The sequence below is a fragment of the Nocardia sp. NPDC003979 genome, from assembly GCF_053605015.1.
This window is the reverse complement of record NZ_JBSGIJ010000002.1, coordinates 461,114-481,746: the sequence shown is the minus strand read 5'-3', so window position 1 is coordinate 481,746 and position 20,633 is coordinate 461,114. Positions and strand designations below refer to the sequence as shown.

The 20,633-nt window shown below is 68.5% G+C and carries 21 protein-coding genes; 8 read left to right on the top strand and 13 right to left on the bottom strand.

The genetic code is table 11. From position 1 onward, the window contains the following. Positions 1-53: 53 nt before the first annotated feature. Positions 54-1,730: a fumarate hydratase gene (locus tag ACWEVR_RS05850; RefSeq protein WP_174550282.1), complete on the bottom strand. Its 1,677-nt coding sequence runs from the start codon at positions 1,728-1,730 to the stop codon at positions 54-56. A gap of 207 nt (positions 1,731-1,937) precedes the next feature. Between ACWEVR_RS05850 and ACWEVR_RS05845 the strand changes: the two genes are divergently transcribed. Then, positions 1,938-2,456, top strand: coding sequence for a MarR family transcriptional regulator (locus ACWEVR_RS05845; protein WP_439262480.1), 519 nt, complete (start codon positions 1,938-1,940; stop codon positions 2,454-2,456). A gap of 1 nt (position 2,457) precedes the next feature. Here ACWEVR_RS05845 and ACWEVR_RS05840 read toward each other — a convergent pair whose 3' ends face one another. The 3 genes from ACWEVR_RS05840 to mftE all read right to left on the bottom strand — a co-directional run bounded on the left by ACWEVR_RS05840 (position 2,458) and on the right by mftE (position 4,936). Further along, on the bottom strand, positions 2,458-2,934 hold the full coding sequence (locus tag ACWEVR_RS05840) for a hypothetical protein (protein WP_157104740.1): 477 nt from the start codon (positions 2,932-2,934) through the stop codon (positions 2,458-2,460). A gap of 92 nt (positions 2,935-3,026) precedes the next feature. Next, positions 3,027-4,241 carry a pre-mycofactocin synthase MftD gene (mftD, locus tag ACWEVR_RS05835; protein ID WP_452465998.1) on the bottom strand — a complete coding sequence of 405 codons (1,215 nt, stop codon included), beginning with the start codon at positions 4,239-4,241 and terminating at the stop codon, positions 3,027-3,029. Beyond that, positions 4,238-4,936, bottom strand: a complete 699-nt coding sequence (gene mftE / locus ACWEVR_RS05830; RefSeq protein WP_452465997.1) for a mycofactocin biosynthesis peptidyl-dipeptidase MftE — start codon at positions 4,934-4,936, stop codon at positions 4,238-4,240. The genes mftD and mftE overlap by 4 nt, the downstream gene beginning before the upstream one ends. Before the next feature lie 76 nt (positions 4,937-5,012). Between mftE and mftR the strand changes: the two genes are divergently transcribed. From mftR to ACWEVR_RS05795, 7 genes are all read left to right on the top strand, one after another. After that, on the top strand, positions 5,013-5,603 hold the full coding sequence (gene mftR, locus ACWEVR_RS05825) for a mycofactocin system transcriptional regulator (RefSeq protein WP_452465996.1): 591 nt from the start codon (positions 5,013-5,015) through the stop codon (positions 5,601-5,603). Positions 5,604-5,710: 107 nt separating this feature from the next. Next, positions 5,711-6,619 (top strand): STAS domain-containing protein, encoded by a 909-nt coding sequence (locus ACWEVR_RS05820; RefSeq protein WP_067492043.1) that lies wholly within the window; start codon positions 5,711-5,713, stop codon positions 6,617-6,619. Positions 6,620-6,628: 9 nt separating this feature from the next. After that, complete coding sequence (locus ACWEVR_RS05815; protein WP_452465995.1) at positions 6,629-7,012, top strand: STAS domain-containing protein; 384 nt, start codon at positions 6,629-6,631, stop codon at positions 7,010-7,012. After that, positions 6,990-7,415, top strand: a complete 426-nt coding sequence (locus tag ACWEVR_RS05810; protein WP_067492040.1) for an ATP-binding protein — start codon at positions 6,990-6,992, stop codon at positions 7,413-7,415. Before ACWEVR_RS05815 ends, ACWEVR_RS05810 begins: the two co-directional genes overlap by 23 nt. Beyond that, positions 7,408-8,031 (top strand): SpoIIE family protein phosphatase, encoded by a 624-nt coding sequence (locus tag ACWEVR_RS05805; protein WP_067492038.1) that lies wholly within the window; start codon positions 7,408-7,410, stop codon positions 8,029-8,031. Before ACWEVR_RS05810 ends, ACWEVR_RS05805 begins: the two co-directional genes overlap by 8 nt. 10 nt (positions 8,032-8,041) lie before the next feature. Then, positions 8,042-10,396, top strand: coding sequence for a SpoIIE family protein phosphatase (locus ACWEVR_RS05800; RefSeq protein ID WP_452465994.1), 2,355 nt, complete (start codon positions 8,042-8,044; stop codon positions 10,394-10,396). A 13-nt stretch (positions 10,397-10,409) separates the two neighbouring features. Next, positions 10,410-10,703, top strand: a complete 294-nt coding sequence (locus ACWEVR_RS05795) for a hypothetical protein (RefSeq protein WP_452465993.1) — start codon at positions 10,410-10,412, stop codon at positions 10,701-10,703. 61 nt (positions 10,704-10,764) lie between these two features. Here the strand turns inward: ACWEVR_RS05795 and ACWEVR_RS05790 are convergent, their stop codons facing one another. The 9 genes from ACWEVR_RS05790 to ACWEVR_RS05750 form a co-directional block, all read right to left on the bottom strand. Continuing rightward, entirely contained in the window at positions 10,765-12,246 is a 1,482-nt protein-coding gene (locus ACWEVR_RS05790; RefSeq protein WP_452465992.1) for a flavin-containing monooxygenase, read from the bottom strand. Beyond that, positions 12,243-13,415, bottom strand: coding sequence for a hydroxymethylglutaryl-CoA synthase (locus ACWEVR_RS05785; protein WP_452465991.1), 1,173 nt, complete (start codon positions 13,413-13,415; stop codon positions 12,243-12,245). The genes ACWEVR_RS05790 and ACWEVR_RS05785 overlap by 4 nt, the downstream gene beginning before the upstream one ends. Then, positions 13,412-14,470 (bottom strand): hydroxymethylglutaryl-CoA reductase, encoded by a 1,059-nt coding sequence (locus ACWEVR_RS05780; protein ID WP_208115300.1) that lies wholly within the window; start codon positions 14,468-14,470, stop codon positions 13,412-13,414. The genes ACWEVR_RS05785 and ACWEVR_RS05780 overlap by 4 nt, the downstream gene beginning before the upstream one ends. Next, positions 14,463-15,560 (bottom strand): type 2 isopentenyl-diphosphate Delta-isomerase, encoded by a 1,098-nt coding sequence (gene fni, locus ACWEVR_RS05775; RefSeq protein ID WP_452465990.1) that lies wholly within the window; start codon positions 15,558-15,560, stop codon positions 14,463-14,465. The genes ACWEVR_RS05780 and fni overlap by 8 nt, the downstream gene beginning before the upstream one ends. Further along, a complete protein-coding gene (locus tag ACWEVR_RS05770) occupies positions 15,557-16,714 on the bottom strand; it encodes a phosphomevalonate kinase (RefSeq protein WP_452465989.1) in 1,158 nt (385 codons plus the stop codon). The genes fni and ACWEVR_RS05770 overlap by 4 nt, the downstream gene beginning before the upstream one ends. Further along, positions 16,711-17,736 (bottom strand): diphosphomevalonate decarboxylase, encoded by a 1,026-nt coding sequence (mvaD, locus tag ACWEVR_RS05765; protein ID WP_452465988.1) that lies wholly within the window; start codon positions 17,734-17,736, stop codon positions 16,711-16,713. Before mvaD ends, ACWEVR_RS05770 begins: the two co-directional genes overlap by 4 nt. After that, complete coding sequence (mvk, locus tag ACWEVR_RS05760) at positions 17,733-18,740, bottom strand: mevalonate kinase (RefSeq protein WP_452465987.1); 1,008 nt, start codon at positions 18,738-18,740, stop codon at positions 17,733-17,735. Before mvk ends, mvaD begins: the two co-directional genes overlap by 4 nt. An 81-nt stretch (positions 18,741-18,821) precedes the next feature. Beyond that, positions 18,822-19,619: a methyltransferase family protein gene (locus ACWEVR_RS05755; protein ID WP_452465986.1), complete on the bottom strand. Its 798-nt coding sequence runs from the start codon at positions 19,617-19,619 to the stop codon at positions 18,822-18,824. Beyond that, positions 19,610-20,605 (bottom strand): fatty acid desaturase, encoded by a 996-nt coding sequence (locus ACWEVR_RS05750; protein WP_067492022.1) that lies wholly within the window; start codon positions 20,603-20,605, stop codon positions 19,610-19,612. Before ACWEVR_RS05750 ends, ACWEVR_RS05755 begins: the two co-directional genes overlap by 10 nt. Between the last annotated feature and the right edge of the window lie 28 nt (positions 20,606-20,633).

Below are 20,633 nucleotides of genomic sequence, written 5' to 3'. Positions count from 1 at the left end.
AAGACCCCGGCGCCCGCGAAGACGCAGCCGCCGGGGTCCTCGGGAGCGGGTCTCTACACGCGTTCCTTGGAACGGGTACGCACGCGCAGGGCGATCGGCTTGGAGGTCTCGGCGAAGAAATCGTTGCCCTTGTCGTCGACGACGATGAAGGCAGGGAAGTCCTCGACGTCGATCTTCCAGACCGCCTCCATGCCGAGCTCGGGATACTCGAGCACCTCGACGTTCTTGATGCAGTCGAGGGCCAGGCGCGCGGCCGGGCCGCCGATGGAACCGAGGTAGAAGCCGCCGTGTTCCTTGCACGCCTTGGTGACCTGGGCGGACCGATTGCCCTTGGCCAGCATGATCATCGAACCGCCCGCGGCCTGGAACTGGTCGACGTAGGAGTCCATGCGCCCGGCGGTGGTCGGACCGAACGAGCCGGAGGCGTAACCCTCCGGCGTCTTCGCCGGGCCCGCGTAGTAGACGGCCATATCGCGCAGGTACTGCGGCATCGGCTCGCCCGCGTCGAGGCGTTCCTTGATCTTGGCGTGCGCGATATCGCGGGCAACGACCAGCGGGCCGGTGAGCGAAAGCCGGGTCTTCACCGGGTATTTCGACAGCTCGGCGCGGATCTCGTCCATCGGGCGGTTCAGGTCGATCTGCACCACGTCGCCGCCGAGGATGTCCTCGGTCTGCTCCGGAAGGTACTGCGCCGGTTCGGTTTCCAGCTGCTCGAGGAAGATGCCGTCCTTGGTGATCTTGGCGAGGGCCTGGCGGTCGGCCGAGCACGACACCGCGATGGCGACCGGGCAGGAGGCGCCGTGGCGGGGCAGGCGCACCACGCGCACGTCGTGGCAGAAGTACTTGCCACCGAACTGGGCGCCGATGCCGAACTCACGGGTGAGCTGGAAGACCTCTTCCTCCAGTTCGAGGTCGCGGAAGGCGTGACCGGTGATGGAACCCTCGGTCGGCAGGTTGTCCAGGTAGTGCGCGGAGGCGTATTTCGCTGTCTTCAAAGCGAATTCGGCGCTGGTGCCACCGATGACCACGGCCAGGTGGTAGGGCGGGCAGGCCGCGGTGCCGAGGGAGCGGATCTTCTCGTCGAGGAACTCGAGCATGCGCTCGGGGTTCAGGACGGCCTTGGTCTCCTGGTACAGGAACGACTTGTTGGCCGAACCGCCACCCTTGGCCATGAACAGGAACTTGTAGACCGGGTTGTCGGCGTCGCCCTCGGTGGAGTACAGCTCGATCTGGGCGGGCAGGTTGGAACCGGTGTTCTTCTCCTCCCACATGGTTATCGGCGCGAGCTGGGAGTAGCGCAGGTTGAGCCGGGAGTAGGCGTCGAACACGCCGCGGCTGATCCACTCGGCGTCGTCGGCGCCGGTGAGCACGCCCTCGCTCTTCTTGCCCATCACGATCGCGGTGCCGGTGTCCTGGCACATCGGCAGCACGCCGCCCGCGGAGATGTTGAGGTTCTTGAGCAGGTCGAGCGCCACGAAACGGTCGTTGCCCGAGGACTCCGGGTCGTCGATGATCTTGCGCAGCTGCCGCAGGTGCGCGGGGCGCAGGTAGTGGCTGATGTCGTGGATCGCCGTCTCGGTGAGCAGGCGCAGGGCTTCGGGCTCTACCTGCAGGAAGGTGCGGCCGTTGTGCTCGAAGGTGCTGACCCCCTCGGTGGTCAGCAGACGGTACGGCGTGTCGTCCGCGCCGATCGGCAGCAGATCGGAATAGCGGAACTCCGGCGCGGTCACGGATCGCACTCCTTCAGGCAGGTGGGCAGAGCATCGCAGAGCCTATCCACCACCGGCCGCCGACCTGCGTATTAGGCAAACCTTACTCAACATAAAGTATAGTCGAGGTTGCACGTTCAACACAAACGGTGCTACCCATTCTCCCGGGCGGTGGTGGGCGTGCGCCGTTCAATCCGAAGCTTGCACCGGCGAATCTGGAGCTCGATCGTGACCGATCCACAGTGGCTCGATGATGTCGAAATGCGCGCCTGGCTGGGCTATGTCCGTACCCGCGACCTGATCGCCGCGGCGATCGGGCGTGACGCCGGCCGGGCGGCCAATCTCAGTTATGTCGAATATTCCGTGCTGGTGTACCTAGCGGACGCACCGGGCCAGCGTTTGACCTTCGCTGACCTGGCGGGTGCGCTCGAATGGTCGCAGAGCCGACTCTCACACCAGATCACCCGCATGCAGAAGCGTGGGCTGGTGGTGCGCGAGACGATGCCACACGATCAGCGCCGCACCGTCGCGCGGCTGACGAGCGCGGGCGGTCAGTTGCTCACCACGGCGGCTCCCGCCCATGTCCGCAGCGTGCGACGGCACATGATCGATGTGCTCGACCGCTCGCAACTGGCGGCACTCGCCGAGATCTACGACGTGCTGATCGACCACCACCGCAGTGCGGCAAGGGAACTCGGCACACGCGTAGCAGCGAAGGAGGCGACACCGGCCGCGGACATGGCGTAAGTCAGGACCCCGAACTTCCGCCGCCACCGCTCGAGTCGGGTCGCTGCCCGAGCCCGCCGCGCAGGACCGTTCCGCCCGCGACCGGTGCCCCGCGGTCGTAGACGTCGCCGGTGCTCGGCCGGAGGAAACTGCCCGCCGCCAGCACGATCGCGGCACCGACCGCCGGGTACACCAGCGTGTCGGTGTGCTTGTACCAGAACCGTTTGTAGCTCGCGTCGGACGTGTCGCACCGGTCGTCGGCCACCCGTTTGTTGGTCGCCGTCTCCACGCAGACCCCCACCGAGGCCGGGCGGGCGGCGGTGCTGGTGGTGGCGGGCGCGGAGGTGGTGGCGCGCGGGGTGGTTACCGGCGGTCGGGTGGTGGTCGTCGGGCGCTGGGCCGAACCCGGCGCACTGCACCCGGCCGACACCAGCGCCACCGCGACCAAGGCGGGCAGGGTGAAAGTCACACTGCGCGACCGCATTACCCGAACATCCATGATCTCCCCCTCCGGCGACCAACAGGTCAACGCTCGACCATAGCGACCGGTCCCCGCCCGGACAACCCGTCCAGCCCTCGGTGAAATACCGCTTACCGCAATACTTTCTCGGCGGTGTTCGCGGTGCGGGCCGTGTCGGGGATGCCGAGGGCGCGTTCGAAACCTTCCGGGACCACGATGTCGTCGCGGGTCAGGTCGGTGACCGACGTCTTGCGCAGGCCGAGCAGGGCGGAGTCGATGCCGCCGCGCAGGATGTCGAGGACGTTCTCCACACCGGCCTGGCCGTTGGCGGCCAGACCCCACAGGTACGCGCGGCCGATGAGGACCGCGCGGGCACCGAGGGCGACGGCCTTGACGACATCGCTGCCGCGCCGGATACCGCCGTCGAGCAGGACCTCGATCTGGTCGCCAACGGCATCGGCCAGCACCGGCAGGGCGCGGATGGCGGCAGGGGTGCCGTCGAGGTTGTTGCCGCCGTGGTTGGACACCGAGATGCCCGCGACGCCGGCGTCTACCGCGCGCAGCGCGTCGTCTACTCGCATCACGCCCTTGAGCAGCACCGGACCGTCCCACTGCGCGCAGATCCAGGCCACGTCGTCCCAGTCGGGGGCCGGTGTCTGCATCCATTCGCCGTAGGCGCCGAAGAAGCCGGGCGCGGCGCCGCCGCCGACGGACATGTTGGGTGCGGTGAGGTCGGGGATGGAACCCGAGCGCAGGTAGGTGGCCAGCCAGCGCGGACGGGCGAGGGTCTGCGGTGCGAATTTCATCATGGTGCGCAGGTCCAGCGATTCGGGAATCTGCGGGCTGCCCCAGTCGCGACCGTGCGAGAAGGACCAGTCGAGGGTGAGGATCAGCCCGACCGCACCGGCGGTCTTCGCGCGTTCCATCCGTTCCAGGATCTGGTCCTTGCTGCCGCACCAGTACAGCTGGAAGAAGGTGGCGGGGTTGGCCGCGATCACCTCTTCGACCGGCTTGCTCGCGAACGAGCTGAGGCCCATGGCGATGCCGCGGGCGGCCGCGGCCCGTGCCACGGCGACCTCACCGTCGGGGTGCACCGCCTGCACACCGGTCGGCGAGATCAGCACCGGCATCGAAACCTGTTGCCCCAGGACGGTTGTCGACTGGTCACGGTCCCCGATGGGGCCCGCGCAGTGCGGTGCGAAACCGAGTTCGGTGAACGCGGTCTGGTTGTCCTCGATGGTCTGGCCCCGTTCGGAACCGGCGATCAGCGCGCCGTACACCGACTTCGGCAGCCGCTTGCGGGCGCGACGCTGCGCCTCGGCGACGGTCTCGAACCAGGGGTTCATCGACGTGGTCCTTCCTCGTTGTCACCCGGCCACCAACGGCCCAGGTCGTGCAGGAGCGCGGCGGTCGCCGCACTCAGCAGTTCGGCGCCCGCGGCGGCATTCGCGCCGGTCGGGTCGCCGAGAATTCCGTTGTGACTCACCGCGGCCACTCCGCCCGTGCGCAGCAGCGGCAGCACCTCGGCGAGCGGGCGGGTGTCGCCCGGTTCGGCCAGCTCGGCGCGCACCCGGTCGGGCGCGAGGGCGAGCTGGAGGGAGGTTTCGGTGTGGCCCGCGTGCGCGTCGCCGCCGTAGCCCGGGCAGAACAGACGCACGTCGCGCGATTCCGAGCGCAGTAGGTTGACGGCCCGGCGCAGCGCCTCGACATTGCCGCCGTGGGCGTTGACCAGCACGATCCGCTCGAAAGTCGCGGTGGCCGAACGGCACAGCTCCACCACGAGCAGCTCCAGCGCGGCCTGCCCGATCGACAGCGTGCCGGCGAATCCGGCGTGCTCGCCGCTGGCACCGTAGGGCACGGCGGGCGCGACGAGCACGTCGTCGCGAGCGGCGGCGGCGCGCGCGCACAGCGCCGCGGCGATGTCGAGATCGGTGGACAGCGGCAGGTGCGGTCCGTGCTGCTCGATGGCGCCAAGCGGAACCAGCAGGATCGACGCGCGACAGGCGTCGACCTCCGGCGATGTGAGCTGGGCCACGAACATGACCGAACATTAACGTCAGTCACTGACATAATCAAGACCTGCCTCCACCCGGCGGCCCACTCCCTACGCTGTATCCATGTCAGCCCCGACCCAGCGCGGCCGCCCACCGCGCACCACGCGCCGCGCCCTGGAACTCATCGCGATGCGCCTGTTCACCGAGCACGGCTTCGAGGAGGTGACCGTCGGGCAGATCGCGGCCGAGGCGGGCGTCAGCGAACGCACCTTCTTCCGCTACTTCCCGAGCAAGGGCGAGGTGCTGTGGCACCAGTTCGACGACGAGGTGGCCGACCTGCGCGCGGCCTTCGCCGCCGTCGCCGACGACGAGCCGATGATGACGGCGGTGCGGCGGATCGTGGTGGCGGCCAACAGGTATCGCGCCGAGGACATCCCCGAACTGCGCACCAGGATGCGCCTGATCTCGGGAATCCCCGCCCTGTCGGCGGGCGCGGGCGCGCACTACGACGCCTGGGAACGCGCGGTCGGCGAATTCGCCGCGCGCAGGCTCGGCACCGGCGCCGACGACCTGATCCCCCTGGCCGTCGGCCGCACCACCCTGGCCGCCGCCCGCGCGGCCTTCGACGCCTGGCTCGAACGCGGTGACGCCGATCTCACCGTGTACCTGGATCGGGCCCTGGCGGCGCTGGCCCGCGGCTTCACCCCCGGATAGCCGGTTACCGGCAGGTTTGGACAGCACCATGGATGGGGTATGAGTAGGCTTCGGTCAACGTGTGCGGTGCGCACCTGGTGAAAACGTCGAAAGGGGCAGGAGCTTCCATGTCCGAGGTGTCAACGAGCCTTTCCGCGGATGCGCCACCGGCGCGCCCGGTGGACAACAACCTGCTCCCCCAGTTGGTCGAGCACCTCCGGCAGAACCGCACCGGCCTTCGTGAGGAATGGGCACGGCGCATCACCGAGGCCGAACTGCTCACCGCGATGACCCCGGAGGAGATCTTCTCCGAGGCCACCTCCATGTACGACAACTACGTCGAGGTGCTGGTCACCGGTAGCGTCGAGGCCCTGCAGGCCTACGCCCGCGACCTGTCCGAGCGCATCATTCCCCGAGGCGTCGAGACCGACGAGGTCCTCGGAATCGTGCTGTTGCTGCGCGACGTGCTCGCCCGCTCGCTGTTCTCCAAGTACCAGTCCAACTTCGAGATGCTCAACCAGGTGCTCGACGCCTACGAGCCCGCCGCCAACCGCATCGCCAACACCGTGGGCGTGTCGTTCGTGCAGGAGCGCGAGCGCGTCATCAGCCGCCAGCAGGAAGCCATCCGCGAGCTGTCCACCCCGGTGCTGCAGGTGCGCGAGCAGCTGCTCATCCTGCCCATCATCGGTGTACTCGACTCCCAGCGCGCCCGTCAGCTCACCGAGCAGCTGCTGCGCGCCATCCGGGCCAATCGCGCCAAGGTGGTCGTCATCGACATCACCGGTGTGCCCGCCATCGACTCCGTGGTCGCCAACCACCTCGTGCAGACCGTCGACGCCTCGGGCCTGATGGGCGCCAGCGTCATCATCACCGGTCTGTCCTCCGAGATAGCGCTCACCCTGGTGACCATCGGCCTCGACCTGTCCAAGATGAACGCGGTCGGCGACCTGCAGGGTGGTATCGAAGAGGCCGAGCGGCTGCTCGGGTACGAGGTCACCCGGGTCACCGAGCGGCTGAGCGAGCGGGACGGGCGCTAGCAGTCCGCCATGCCGGTACCCATCCTGAAACAGGGCACATACCTGATCGCCTCGGTGCAGTCGGCGCTGACCGACGCCGACACCGAGCGGTTGCAGGACGATCTGATGACGCAGGTCAGCCGCTATCGCGCGACCGGCATCATCGTCGACGTCACGGCCATCGACGTGATGGATTCCTTCGCTGCCCGTTCGCTGCGCACCATCGCCCACATGACCCAGCTGCGCGGTGCGGAAACGGTGATCGTCGGTTTACAGCCCGAGGTCGCGTTCGCGATGGTGCAGCTCGGGCTCACCTTCGAGGACATGCAGACGGCCCTCGATCTCGAAGAAGGTCTCGCCTGGCTGAACCGTCACCCGCGCAGCCGACGAGATGGTCGTGACAGTGGCCGCTGAGCAGGTCGCGATCGCAGTCAAGGTGTCCGAGGACATCGTGACCGCCCGCCAGGCCGGGCACGAGCTGGCGGCTCACCTCGGATTCACCCTCACCGACCGCACCATGATCTCCACCGCCATCTCCGAAATCGCCCGCAACATCACCAGTTACGCGGGCAGTGGCGAGATCCGCCTGCTCGTCGACATCCGCGACGGCCGCCAGAGCCTCGTGGTCCAAGCCGAGGACCAGGGACCTGGCATCCGTGACATTCCGCGCGCTCTCGAAGACGGGTACTCCACCGGTCGCGGCCTCGGCCTCGGCCTGCCGGGCGCACGCAGGCTGATGGACGGCATCACCATCGATTCCGCCCCCGGCCGAGGGACGTTGATCGAAATGTGGAAGTGGGTACCCGACGGTGCATGAAGACGGGATCACCGGCCGCACGGAATGGTCGACGGCCGGCCGGGCACTACCCGGCCAGGACGTCTCCGGTGACCGTGGCGTCGTCCTCGACACCGGCGACGGCGGCGTGCTCTTCGGCGTACTCGACGGCCTCGGCCACGGCGCCGCGGCAGCGGACGCGGCCGATCGCGCAACCCTCGTGCTGTCGGACAACCGCGGCGAACCACTCGATGTGCTGATGGTGCTGTGTCATCGGGCGATGGCCGAAACCCGTGGCGCCGCGATGTCGTTGGCGCTGATCGGGCCGGGCGACACCCTGCAATGGATCGGCGTGGGCAATGTGGAGTCGCGGCTGCTCACGCTCGGTCCGGCGGGCCCGGAACTGCGGGCGACCATGCTGCTCACCGGCGGCATCGTCGGCTACCGGCTGCCCGCGCATCTCCAGCCGCAGACCCTGCCGATCAAACAGGGCGACCTGCTGCTGATGGCCACCGACGGTCTCGTCACCGCCGACGCCGACAAGATCGACCTGGCCAGGCCCGCGGCCGCCATCGCGGGCGACCTGCTCGCCCGCGACGCCAAGGACACCGACGACGCGCTGGTCCTGGCGGCTCGATTCCGGGGAGCAGGATCATGAGAGGGTGCCGATGAGTGCTGTCCTGGCCGCGTTCCTCGACGACTATTCGGCTGCCCTGCGCCGCCACGTCGCCGCGCCGGGCCAGACAGGCCTGAGCGAGGGCTACGACCTCGGCAGGCGCGCCCTCGTCGAGGGCATCAGTTTGCTCGATCTCACCGAGCACCACTTCCGCACCGTCGCCGAACTCGCCGGCAGCGAGGCATATTCGCGCGGGGCGGAGGTGGCGCTGGAATTCCTGCTGCAGACGATGGCCGCGCTCGACATCGCCACCCGCGGCTACCTCGACGGCACCAAGCGCTACGAGCAACAGCGTTCGCGCGCCGAGGATCTCGCGGGCCGCGACGCGTTCCGCACCGCGCTGGTCGAGTCGCTGCAGGACGGGTTCTTCGTCGCCGACGAGCACGGGACGATCGTCGAGGTGAACTCTGCGTTCGGGGTGCTCACCGGGTACGGGCCCGAGGAGGTGCCGTTCGCGCTGCCACATCCGTGGGCACTCAGCGACCGCAAGGGCTATCCCCAGATCGGTACGGAGGCTTCACGTTTCGTGATGCCGGTGTGTCACCGCGACGGTCGCGAACGCTGGCTCGCGGTGAGCGCGAGTTCGCTGGTGAAACAGGAGAGCAACGAGCGGATCTTCGTCGGCACCGTGCGCGACGTCACCGCCGAGCACGACGCACAGGCCCGTGATCAGGCGGCCTCGCGACTGGCGACCGCGGTCGGCGCGGCCACCAGCATGGTGGAGGTCCTCGCCGTCGGGCTCGACGAATTGCGGCAGACGATGGGCGCGCGCACGGCGTTGGTCGCGGTGTGGCCGAGCCGCACCGGTCGACCCGACCTCTACTCCTGCGGTGAGTCCCCCACCGCGGCACAGGCCCCGCCGGAACCCGAATTCGTCTCCGCCAACGCCAGATTCGTCGCGACGCCGGTGCAGCAGCCGAGTTCGCGCGGTGAGGCTCCGGTGGTGCTCGACGAGCAGACCAACGAACTGCTCGACCGGGCGCGCCGACAGTCCGCGCGCGGCCTGTCGGCCATCACCGGCGACGAGGGCGGCGTGGACGCCGTCGTGGCGCCGCTCGGTGAGACCGGCGACGCGGCGCTGTGGGTGCGTTTCGGCGCGCCGCGCGCGGTGAGTGCCGCCGATTGGGCGCTGTATTCGCTGCTGGTCGGCCACCTCAGTGTCGCGTTGCAGCGGGCGCGCAACTTCGACCAGGCCCGTGCCACCTCGCTCACTTTGCAGCGTGCCATGCTCGGCCCGATCGAACTGCCGCCGCGATTCTCGGTGCACTACGAACCAGCCCTGCCGCCGCTCGAGATCGGTGGCGACTGGTACGACGTGGTCCCACTGCGCGACGGCACCATCGGTGTGGTCGTCGGCGACTGCGTCGGCCGAGGCCTGTCCGCGGCGGTGGTGATGGGCCAATTGCGCACTGCCGCACGGGCGCTGCTACTGCGCGGCGCCGGACCCGCACAGCTGCTCGCCGAACTCGACGCGGTCGCCGCGCGCATTCCCGGCGCCATGTGCACCACCGTGTGCGCCGCCGTGCTCGACCCCGAGCGCGGCGTGGTTCGCTACTCCAACGCCGGCCACATGCCGCCGATCCTGGCGGCTCCCGGTGGGCCGGGCCGGATCCTGGAAGGCGGGCGGGCGGTGCCACTGGCCACCTTCGACACTCCGCGCCGCCCCGAGGCGACCACCGCGTTGCCCGCGGGCTCCTCGCTGGTGCTGTTCACCGACGGACTGGTGGAACAGCGCGGTTACGACATCGAGGAGGGCTTCGTGAAGATCGCGGACGTCCTCAGCGAGACCGGCGGCGCGCTCCCCCGCGATGTGGCCGATGCCGTGCTGTCGCGACTGTGCCCGCCCGCGGGCTACGACGACGATGTCGCGATGGTCGTCTACCGTCAGCCGCCGGAACCGCTGCATGTCGACATTCCCGCCGCCGCAATCGAATTGACCGGCCTGCGGCGCACGCTCTACCGCTGGTTCGCCACGGCCGCCGTGCCGCACGACCTGGCGGCCGACCTCGTCGCCGCCGCCAACGAGGCCTGCAGCAACAGCGTCGAACACGCCTACCGCGACACCGAACCCGGCCGGGTCGTCCTCACCGCCACCTGCGAGGGTGACCGGGTGGTCATCGAGGTCACCGACACCGGCCGCTGGGTGCCGACCCCCACCGACCCCGGCTACCGTGGCCGAGGTGTGGAGATGATGCGGGTACTCACCGAGGATCTCGAATTCACACACGACGAAAAGGGCACCCGGGTGCGTATGTGGGTGACGCTGCCCTCGATCACCTTCCCGACCGCGAACCCACTGCGCGCCTCGACGCGGCCGCCGGGAATGTCGTCGCTGAGCTCGTCCTGACAACTGTCAGCAAATGCGGAAGGGCACAGATAAATTCCGTGCTGACACGTCTACCCGTTGCTTGTCGGAGCCAAACTCCATTGCTACGGTGATACCGCAGTCCCACACCGAGCCAGGTGTGCATCCGGATATCCAGCGATCATCTCGCGAATTCGTTGAGCTGCACAACCCTGATGACACCGACGCTGTCGGTGCCATCGCCGTGCAATTTTGCGAGACGATCCCCATCTCGAAGGAGAAACTGATGTCTGCAGCAGTCGGCGACCTGATCGACAGTATTCTGAAGATCATCGGGTCGATCCTCTGAACAACGATCCGTGAGTAAACCGTCGATTCCGGAGCCGACGACAGCTCCGGAATCGACGGGTTCAGTTCGTGGTCGTCTGATACGCCTCGAGGTCGAAAACGCGCATCTGCCTGCGGTAACGGAAACTGAAGTCCGGCCACAGCACCGCGTTGTTGCCCGTGCTGTCGAGGAACCAGCTGCGGCACCCACCGGTGGCCCACACCGTTTTCGCCATCTTGCGCTGGATTCCCCGGTTGTATTCTTCCTCGGCGTCCTTGCGGACTTCCACGGTGCGCAGGCCTCGCTGCTCCATGGTTTCCAGTGCCGAGATCAGGTACCGGAACTGGGATTCCATGATGTAGATCAGCGAGGTGTAATTCAGCCCGGAATTGGCACCGAGCATGAAGAACAGGTTGGGAAAGTTCGCGACCGTTGTGCCCTTGTAGTTGCGATACCCTTCCGCCTCACCGATTTCCGACAGAGTGCGCCCGTCGCGGCCGACGTACAGGTTGTAGGTCGGCGAATCCGAGACCTGGAATCCCGTGCACAACACGATCGCATCGACTTCGCGTTCGGTGCCGTCTTCGGTGACGATCGAATTCGCCCGGACCTCCGCGATCGAATCCGTCACCAGATCCACATTGTCGCGGTCGAGCGCCGGATAGAAGCGGTTGGACACGAGCATCCGTTTACAGCCGAGACGATGCGCCGGCAACACCTTCCGGCGCACCTGCGGATCACGGATCTCGAGGAACATCTTGACCCGGCCGACCAACTCCAGCAGCACCGCCGCACGCGGGTACTTGGCCTGGAAGACGACGAAGATCTCGCGCAGCAGGTAGATCATCGCCCGGACCAGCCGCTGGAAGCCGGGAATCCGCCGGAACGCGAACCGCTCGACCGCCGTATAGCGACGACCCAGATGCGGCATCACCCAGGTGGCGGTGCGCTGATACACATCGAGGCTCGCCACCTCCGGCGCGATCGACGGAATGATCTGCACCGCGGACGATCCCGTACCGATCACCGCCACCCGCTTACCCGCGAGGGTCGACTCGTGATTCCACCGCGCCGAATGGAAGATCTCTCCCTCGAAGCTCGACATCCCTTTGATATCGGGAAGATTCGGCTCGGCGAGTACACCGGCCGCCGACACGACCACATCGGCGGTGAATTGCCCACGGCTGGTGTGGATCTCCCATCGGCCATCGGTGTCGTTCCAGCGCGCCGCCGTCATCTCGCAATCGAAGATGTGCTTGTCACGCACCCCGAAACGCTCCGACACGTCCCGGATGTAGCGTTCGATCTCGGCCTGCGGGGAGAACGACCTCGTCCAATTCGGGTTCAGCGCGAACGAATACGAATACAACTGTGAGGGGACGTCGCACCCGGCACCCGGGTAGGTGTTCACCCGCCATGTGCCACCGACATCGGGTCCACGTTCGAGCACGAGGAAATCGGTGTGCCCCTGCTGACTCAACCGGACCGCCGCGCCGACGCCCGACAGCCCGCTTCCGACGATGATGATCCTGACGTGCCGTATATCCGGATCGGCCACGGTCACCGAGCTTCGTAGATGCGTTTGTGGCCCGACATCGCGGCCAGCCGGAACGGGCGCCGGGTTTCCTCGACCATGGCGTGGTAGGCGCCGTCGGTGGGCAGCACCGCTTCGTGCAGGGCACGGTAGCGGTCGTAGTCGAGCATCTCGCGCGTGCTGATCGCGGCCTGGTTGGCCTCGGTGCGCAGGTGCGCACGGTAGCCGGGTTGTACTGTGCCGCTGAAGAACTCGGCCACACTGCCGGAGCCGTAGCTGATCATGGCAAGGGCCTTGCCGGTGAGGTCGTCCGCGTGGTCGAGCAGCGAGGCCAGGCCGAGGTACAGCGACGCGGTGTAGCTGTTGCCGACGGTGCGGTTGTAGGTGGTGGTAGCGCCGATGGCGGCCTCGAGGTCGGCGGCGTCGGCGGTGTGGCCCTGGCTCTCGAGCAGGTGCCGGTGTGCCTTGTAGGCCATCTTGGTGAAGGGCTGGTGGTAGCAGAACGCGGCGAACTCGCCGAGCTCGCGACCGCCCTGGCGGCGGTAGTCGCTCCACGCCTCCTGGGCGGCCTTCTGGTAGGCGTTCACCGAGGTCTTGCCGTCGACGATGGCTTCGGAGCGGTAGTTCGGGCGCCAGAAATCCATGATGTCGGCGCTGTAGAGCCCCGAGATCGGGTCGAGCGCGAGGATGGCCGGGTTCGCGGTGACCAGCATCGCGACCGCCGCCGCGCCCTGGGTCGGCTCGCCCGGGGTGTCGAGTTCGTACTTGGCGATGTCGGCGGCGATCACCAGCACCCGCTGCGACGGGTCACGCGCGATCAGGCCCGCGGCGAACGCCAGCCCGGCCGTGCCGCCGTAGCAGGCCTGCTTGAGCTCGACCACCCGCGCCGCGTTGGGCAGCCCGATCAGCGAATGCAGGTACAGGGCAGCGGCTTTGGACTGGTCGACACCGGTCTCGGTGGCCAGCAGCACGGTGCGGATGTTGTCGGTGCCGTGCCGTTCCAGGATCGGCTGGGCGGCCGCGGCGGCGATGGTGACGATGTCCTCGTCGGCGGCGGCCACGCTCATGCGTTCCTGGCCGATGCCGAGGTAGAACTTGTCGCGATCCACCCCGAGTCGCTCGGCGAGGACGGCGTGATCGAGGGCGTAGTGGGTGGTGGCGAACGAAAGGTCGTGGATACCGACCGGCGTTGTGGTCATCGTTGTGTCCCGTTGCTCGTGGTTGACCGCTCGAATTGGGTATGGGCACGCATCAATTCACCGCGATTGGTCTGCGCGGCCATGAGCGACAGCTCACCGCACAGCACGGTGGCCGCACCGATCACGGCGAGGCGGCGCGCGTTCTCGCCGGGCTCGCGTTCGGCCCGGCAGCCGAGGCGCACCAGGTTGTCCTCGACGAAACTGGCGTGCTTGCCGTTACCGACCGTACCGACGATCAGGTTGGGCAGGGTGCACGAGAAATACAGATCACCGTCGCGGTCCTCGGCGTGGGTGACGCCCTGGGAGCCCTCGACGATATTGGCGGCGTCCTGACCGGTGGCCAGGTAGTAGGCCAGCAGCATGTTCGCGTAATGCGCGTTGGCGGAACGGATTCCGCCCGCGAGCAGGGTGCCGATCAGGTTCTTGCGGATATTGAGCTCGACGACCTTGGCGGCGGTGGTGTGCAGCCGCGCCTCGACCACCTCGCGCGGGATCAGCAGCTCGGTGACGACGTTCTTGCCGCGACCGAGGATGCCGTTGACGGCGGTGGCCTTCTTGTCGGTGCAGTAGTTGCCCGAGATGGAGCCGTAGCGCACACCCGGCATGGTCGACAGGATGTGGTCCATCAGGTGGTCGCTGGCCAGGGTGGCCATGTTGTGGCCGGAGGCGTCGCCGGTGGTGAACTCGAACCGCAGGAACAGCAGGTTGCCCGCGATCTGGTGGTTCAGGTCGATGAGCCGGGCGAAGCGGCTGCTGCCCGAGACGACCTCCTGCAGCTCGGGCATGCGGGCCTCGAGCTGCCGCACGGTGGTGTAGGCGGTGTAGGCGTCGTCGGCTTCCAGCAGGATCGACCGGGTCATCCGCTCGTCGATGAGGGTGGCGACGATGCCCTTCTCGGTGAGGGTGCTGATCCGCGCGCCGCGCCCGACCGAGGGCCACAGCGGGGTCTCGTAGGTCGCCAGCGGCACATCGACGGAGTCGTCGACGACATTGCCGGTGATCCGCAGCGGACCGACCCACTGCATCGGGACAGCCGCGTACGACATGTCATTCATGGATGACTCCTTCTCGGAGGTTCGATTCGCGCCACCAGGGACTCCGGTGGGCGAGGCAGGCCACATCGATGCCGCGCAGCGCGCAGAAGCCGGCCAGGTCGCCGGTGACGAGCACATCGCGACCGGTGAGCTCGGCGGGAGTGGTCGCGCCGAGGACGGTCATGATGTTGCGCAGCTGATCGAGCCAGGTGGTGATCTTGGCGACGAGGGCCTCGGTGCCGTGGTCGACGAGCGTTTCCAGGAACGCTCCCGCCACACCGGTCGCCTTGGCGCCGAGCGCCAGGGCGCGGGCCATGTCCAGCGGCGAGCGGATGCCGCCGGAGGCGGAGATGTCGATGCCGGTGATGCCGGTGCAGTCGAGCAGGCACGCGGCCGTCGACTGACCCCACTGTTCGATGAAGGCGAAGTCGGCGCCCGCGCGACGGTCGTTCTCGATGCGCGCGAAATTGGTTCCGCCGCGTCCGCCCACGTCGGCCACGGCCACCCCGGCCTCGCGCAGCCACGTGACGGTCTGCCTGCTGAGGCCGAACCCGACCTCCTTGACGATCACCGGCACCGGCACGCCCGCGACGATCTCCTCGATGCGGCGCGGCCACCCGGCGAAGGCGCGGTCGCCCTCGGGCATCACGACTTCCTGCACCGAGTTCACGTGGATCTGCAGCGCGTCGGCCTCGAGCAGGTCGATCGCGCTGCGCACCTGGTCGAGGGTGGCGTTGGCGTTCACATTGGCAAGGACGAACCCGTGCGGGTTCTCCTCGCGCAGTACCCGGAAGGTGCCCGCGACGGCGGGGTCACGGAAGTAGGCGCTCATCGACCCCGAGGCGATGGGGACTCCGGTCTCGCGGGCCGCGACGGCCAGCTGCCGGTTGATCTCGCCGGTGTTGGTGCTGCCACCGGTCATCGCGTTCACGTACAGCGGTGAGTTCCAGTGCTTTCCGGCGAAATCGACGCCGAGCCGCACGTCGGCCGAGTCGATGCCTGCCAGGGCGTGGTGCACGAAGGCGACGGAGTCGAAATCGTTGCCACCGCTGTGGTTGCGGCGATGGTTCACCGCGTGGCGAACGTGGTCGTCCTTGCGGTCGGCGATCATGCGCGAACTCCTTCGGACGGGTGGATCCGCAAGGGCAGCTTGCGGATTCCGGCGGCTTCCCAGCCGTCGGTCAGTGCGGCGACAGCGTCGGCGCGGCCGTTCTCGAGCAGGGCGATACCGCAGTCGCCGCCACCGGCACCCGAGGGTTTCGCGGCGGCGCCGACCTCGGCCGCCACGTGACACAACGCGGCGAGGCGTTCGGTCATGACGCCGAGCCGCTCGGCCGCGTCGAGACCGAGGAGAAGCTCACGCGCGCAGTCGATTTCGGTGCGGATGGCGGCGGGGTCGTCGGCGTCGACGGCCGCGGCGAGGCGTTCGACGCAGGCATCGCTGCGCACCAGGAACTCCGCGCGGTCGAGGGGTGCGCCGAGGCCCGCGACCAAGGCGGGGGTGGAGGCGGGGGTGCCGGTCCAGCCGATGTGCAGGTCGAGCGTGGTGGGAGTGGGCAGCGGGCGCACGGACAGACCCGGCCAGGGCAGGCGAAGTGCCGCGTCGACGCCGTCGGCCTCGGCCGATTCCGCCACCCGGGCGCGGTCCGGAGAGCTGTAGGCGAGCCAGCCGCCCCAGGTGCTGGCCGCGACATCCCCGCCGGAAGCCCGGGGATGGACCGTGACCGTGGCGAGCATGGCGAGGCGGTAGCGGTCCATCGAACTCAGGCCGAGCTCGTAGAACTCGCCGAGCGCGGCCACCGCCGCGACCGTCACCGCCGCGCTGGAACCCAGGCCGAACTTGCGGCCGTCGGCGTCACCGAGATCGGCAGTGACGTCCAAACGGTAAGGGCGCGGGGTGATTCCGCGTTCGAGCACCAGCCGGTCGAGCACCGATGCGGCGGCGAACAGGTAGGAGAAGGTGGCCGGAACCGACCCGGTCGCCGACGCGAAGGAGCCGGGGTGACCTGCGAGTGCGGCCGTCGCCGAGTTCGTGGTGGCCGGTTCCGCCGAGGCAGCCACACCAGCCTGGTCGCCTGTCACGCGGCGACACCGGAGGGAGCTGCCGCCCGCCAGATCCGAGGCGAGGACGGTGTCGCCGTCGGTCGCCGTGACCGTTGCGGTGGCGTAGCGGTCGACGGCGACCAGCACGGCCCGGTGACCCGGTTCGACGACGGCGTACTCCCCCGCGACGAACAGTTTGCCCGGGGCGCGACAGGAAATCATGAGACCCCGACCTGCGCGGTGTCCGGGAGCAGGGCGACGCCGGGACCGATGTGCGCGGTGCGGGTGGTGACGAAATCGCCGAGGCTCTCCACGGTCGCGGCCACACGGGCGGCGTCGGCGCGGGTGCACAGCACCTTCACATTGGGGCCCGCGTCGATGGTCGCGTAGGCGAGCACCCCGTCGGCGCGCAGGGCCTGCACGGCGTCGAGGACCGCGAGCGAGTGCGGCGAGAGGTAGCGGATGCCGGGGCGGGCGGTGAGCATGGTGGCGTGCATGCCGAGCGCGTTGCGTTCGGCGATCTCACCGATGGCGGCCAGGTCACCGCGGGCGACGGCGCGGCGCATCTCGTCGAAGTCGAGCATCGACGACTCGGCCCACGGCCGGTAGAACGGGGAGGTCTGGGTGGTGGCGCGCATGGCGTCGCGGCTCGACACCGTCTTGGCGGTCTGGTTCACGACCGCGACGACCAGGGCGGGGTCGAGTTCGTCGCCGCCGATCGGCTCGGCATAGGAACTCAGATCGCCCGCCTCGCCGTCGCCCTCGCCCGCGTGCCACACCACGAAACCGCCGAAGATCGAGCGCGACGCCGACCCGGACCCACGCCGGGCCAGCCGCGACAGCGCACGCCCGTCCAGGTCCAGCCCGTAAGCGGTGGCCGCGGCCGTGGCCAGCGCGGCGAAACCACTCGCCGAGGAGGCCAGCCCGGCCCCGGTCGGGCCGTCGTTGACGGTGACGACGGTGGCGCGTTCGGTACGACCAGCCTTGGCACGCACGAGGTCGAGGAAACGTGCGATGCGGGTGTACGCGGAACCGGTGGCGGCGGTGCCGTTGAACTCGATCTCGTCGGCCGGGCCGTCGGTGACGCGCACGGTGGTGGTGGTCGCGAAGATGTCGAGCGTCATCGACAGGCTGCTCGTGACGGGCAGGAACATCGTTTCGTCGCGCTTGCCCCAGTACTTCACGAGGGCGATGTTCGGGTAGGCGAGCGCGGTGGCCTCGCCGGTGGCGGAGGTCGAAGTCATTGGTGGGTACCGGGTTCCGAAGTCGTGGCGGACAGGGGCGTGGCGCCGGCGTGCATGGCGCGAGTCGGCACCGTCCAGGTTCGCACGGCACCCGCACGGCGCAGCGCGGCACTCACCCCGGGCGCCGAGGCGGGCTCGGTGAGGGCGAGCACACAGCCGCCGAGACCGGCGCCGGTGAGCTTGGCGCCGTGAGCGCCCGCACCGAGCGCGGCGGTGACGAGAGTGTCGATGTGCGGCGTGCTCACCCCCAGCTCGGCGAGCAGTTCCTGGAAATCGAGCATGGTCTTGCCGAGCGATTCGGCGGCACCGGCCGACAGCTCGTCGCCCGCGGCCTCGATCAGGCCCGAGGCGCGCTCGAGCAGCGACCCGGCCCGCACCGGGTCCTCGTCGAGCCTGCGCCGCACGCCTGCCACCGCGTGCTGGGTGGAGCCGGGCACGCCGGTGTCGGCGATGACGAGCGCGGCGTCGAGCCCGATCGGCATCGGCTCGGCCCGGCCCTGATGGAACCGGATCGGACCGTTCGCCAGGACGGCACTGGCATCGATGCCGCTGGCCCGCCCGTGCGCGACCTGCTCGCCACATTGCACGAGGTCGTACAGTTCGCCGGCTTCCACGACGAGCCCGTGCAGATCCGCGACCGCGCGCACCGCGGCCCCCGCGCACGCGGCGCTGGAGCCGAGCCCACGAGCCAGCGGAATCCCGCACTCCACAACGACTTCGACGGTAGTATCGGTGATTCCCCACCGCCGCAACGCTTCCTCGGCCGCGACCCGTGGGCCGGACAAGGCGGTGTCGGTTCCACCGATGGTGAAACGGAAGTGCCCGTCGACCGGAACCTGCGACCCGGTGCCGGGTTCGGCCGGGCGCGCCAGGGCGCGCACCGGCAGGGCGGGCAGGGGGAACGCGATCGCGGGCGTGCCGTGCACGACCGTGTGTTCGCCCAGCAGGATCGCTTTGGCGTGGGCGCGCCCGATCCCTACGACCATGCCCGTTTTCGTGGTCACATCGATTCCTCTCCCAACTCGGGCAGGTTCACCGCCCGACATCCTTCCTACCGGAACGACGCCGGGCGGTCGGCCTCGCGCTTACCGAGCCGATCGGCCGAGAATACTGCGCACGGACGGGAAGAACGCGGGCACCTGTGCGGCATAGGCGCGATACGACGCACCGAAGCGGGCGATCAGGTCACGCTCCTCCAGGTAGGTACCGAGCAGGATGTACCCGGTCAGACCCAGCGCCCACACCAGGTGGCCGACCGTGAACTCCCTGGCGAACCAGAACGACACGAGCAGCCCGGTCATCAGCGGATGCCGCACCAGCCGGTACACACCATTGACCTGCAACCGGTCGACGGTGGCATCCGGCACCTGGATCACGTACTGCCGGTAGGCCTGGCTGATACCGAGTAGATGGAAATGGTTCAGCAGCAGAGTCGCCGCGTAGACCAGCACGAACCCGATCCAGAACCCGATATCGAGCGCGATACCCACCGCACCTTCAGCAGACCAGAGTACGTGTGGTATGGGCTGCCAGGCCAGCATGATGACCCACATCACCAGGCAGACACCGATGATGTAGACCGTCCGCTCGAGCGCTTCGGGCACCCAGCGGGTGATGAAGGCCTTGAACGCCGGCCGGGCCATGCCCGAGTGCTGCAGGGCGAACAAGGCCAGCAGTACCAGGTCGATCGCGACGGCGGGCACCGCGGACAGGTGCGGTCCCTTGTCGACGGTCTTGGGCAGGAACCAGCCGCCTGCGAACAACAGCATCAGCGGAACCGTGATACCCGCGAAGGCGTACACGGCGAAGGAGAACAGGAACGGGACGAGCCGACCGGGCGTGCTCAGCACGCCCCGCGCCTGCTGGGGAGTCATCAGATCCATGCGAACCACGGCAGGTAGCGGTTGCGGACGGTGCCCGATTCCAGGCGCTGCTCGAGACGCGCCTTCCACTTGGTGCCGTAGCGCTCGTTGAGGAAGCCACCGGGCACGACCAGGCGCCAGCCCGACTGCGCGACCATCCAGTACGGCACGATGACGCCGGGGTTGACATCACGCATGTAATCGAGCTTGTCGGGGATCTGGCTCCAGTGGATACCGGGGTAGCGGTGGTGCACGCTGTGGTAGCCCTGGTTGAAGATGAGGAAGTTGAGGATGTTGCCCGCGTTGTTGAGCGAGGTGCTCGGTTCGTCCTCGAACCGGCGCGCAGGCGCGTGGCTCAGCCAGGCGAAGTAGCCCGCGTTGACCTGGGTGATGAGGAACGGCACCCAGTAGAACAGCACGAACCGTTCGGTGCCCGCCGCGTACCAGACCGCGGCCATGACCACGAAGTACACCGCCAGGTCGAAGATGAACTGGTGGCGGGTGCGGCGGCGGCGCGGGGCCGGGTTCGCGGCGAACACCGTGCGCACGGTGTGGATCTTGACGATGGTTCCGTAGCGGATCCAGTACCAGATGGCGCCGAGACCCTTTTCCATGCCGGTGGTGGCGGTGACGTCACCCGGGCCGTCGTTGAACCGGTGATGGTTGAGGACGTGCACCTCGCGCATCTCGGCGGCGGTCAGGTTGCCCGGCAGGCAGCACAGGATGTCGACCACGCGGTTGGGCAGCTTCGACACGAACAGTGGCCGATGGGTGTGCATGTGCATCACGCCGATGGTGAGCGAGAGGTTGAGCAGCGACAGCACGATGATGAGCGGGATCGCGATGTACCAGTTGCCCGCGGCGGGGACGAACAGGGCGGCCGCGGTCATCCCCATCCACAGTGCGATGTGCACGAGCGGACCGACATTGGAGGCGTGCTCGAGTTTGAGGACCCGCCGGCTGAACGGCGGTTTCTCGGTAGGCGCGACGGGCGTTGGGGTGCTCATGGGCGAGCTCCTTCGCTAGTAGTGACGA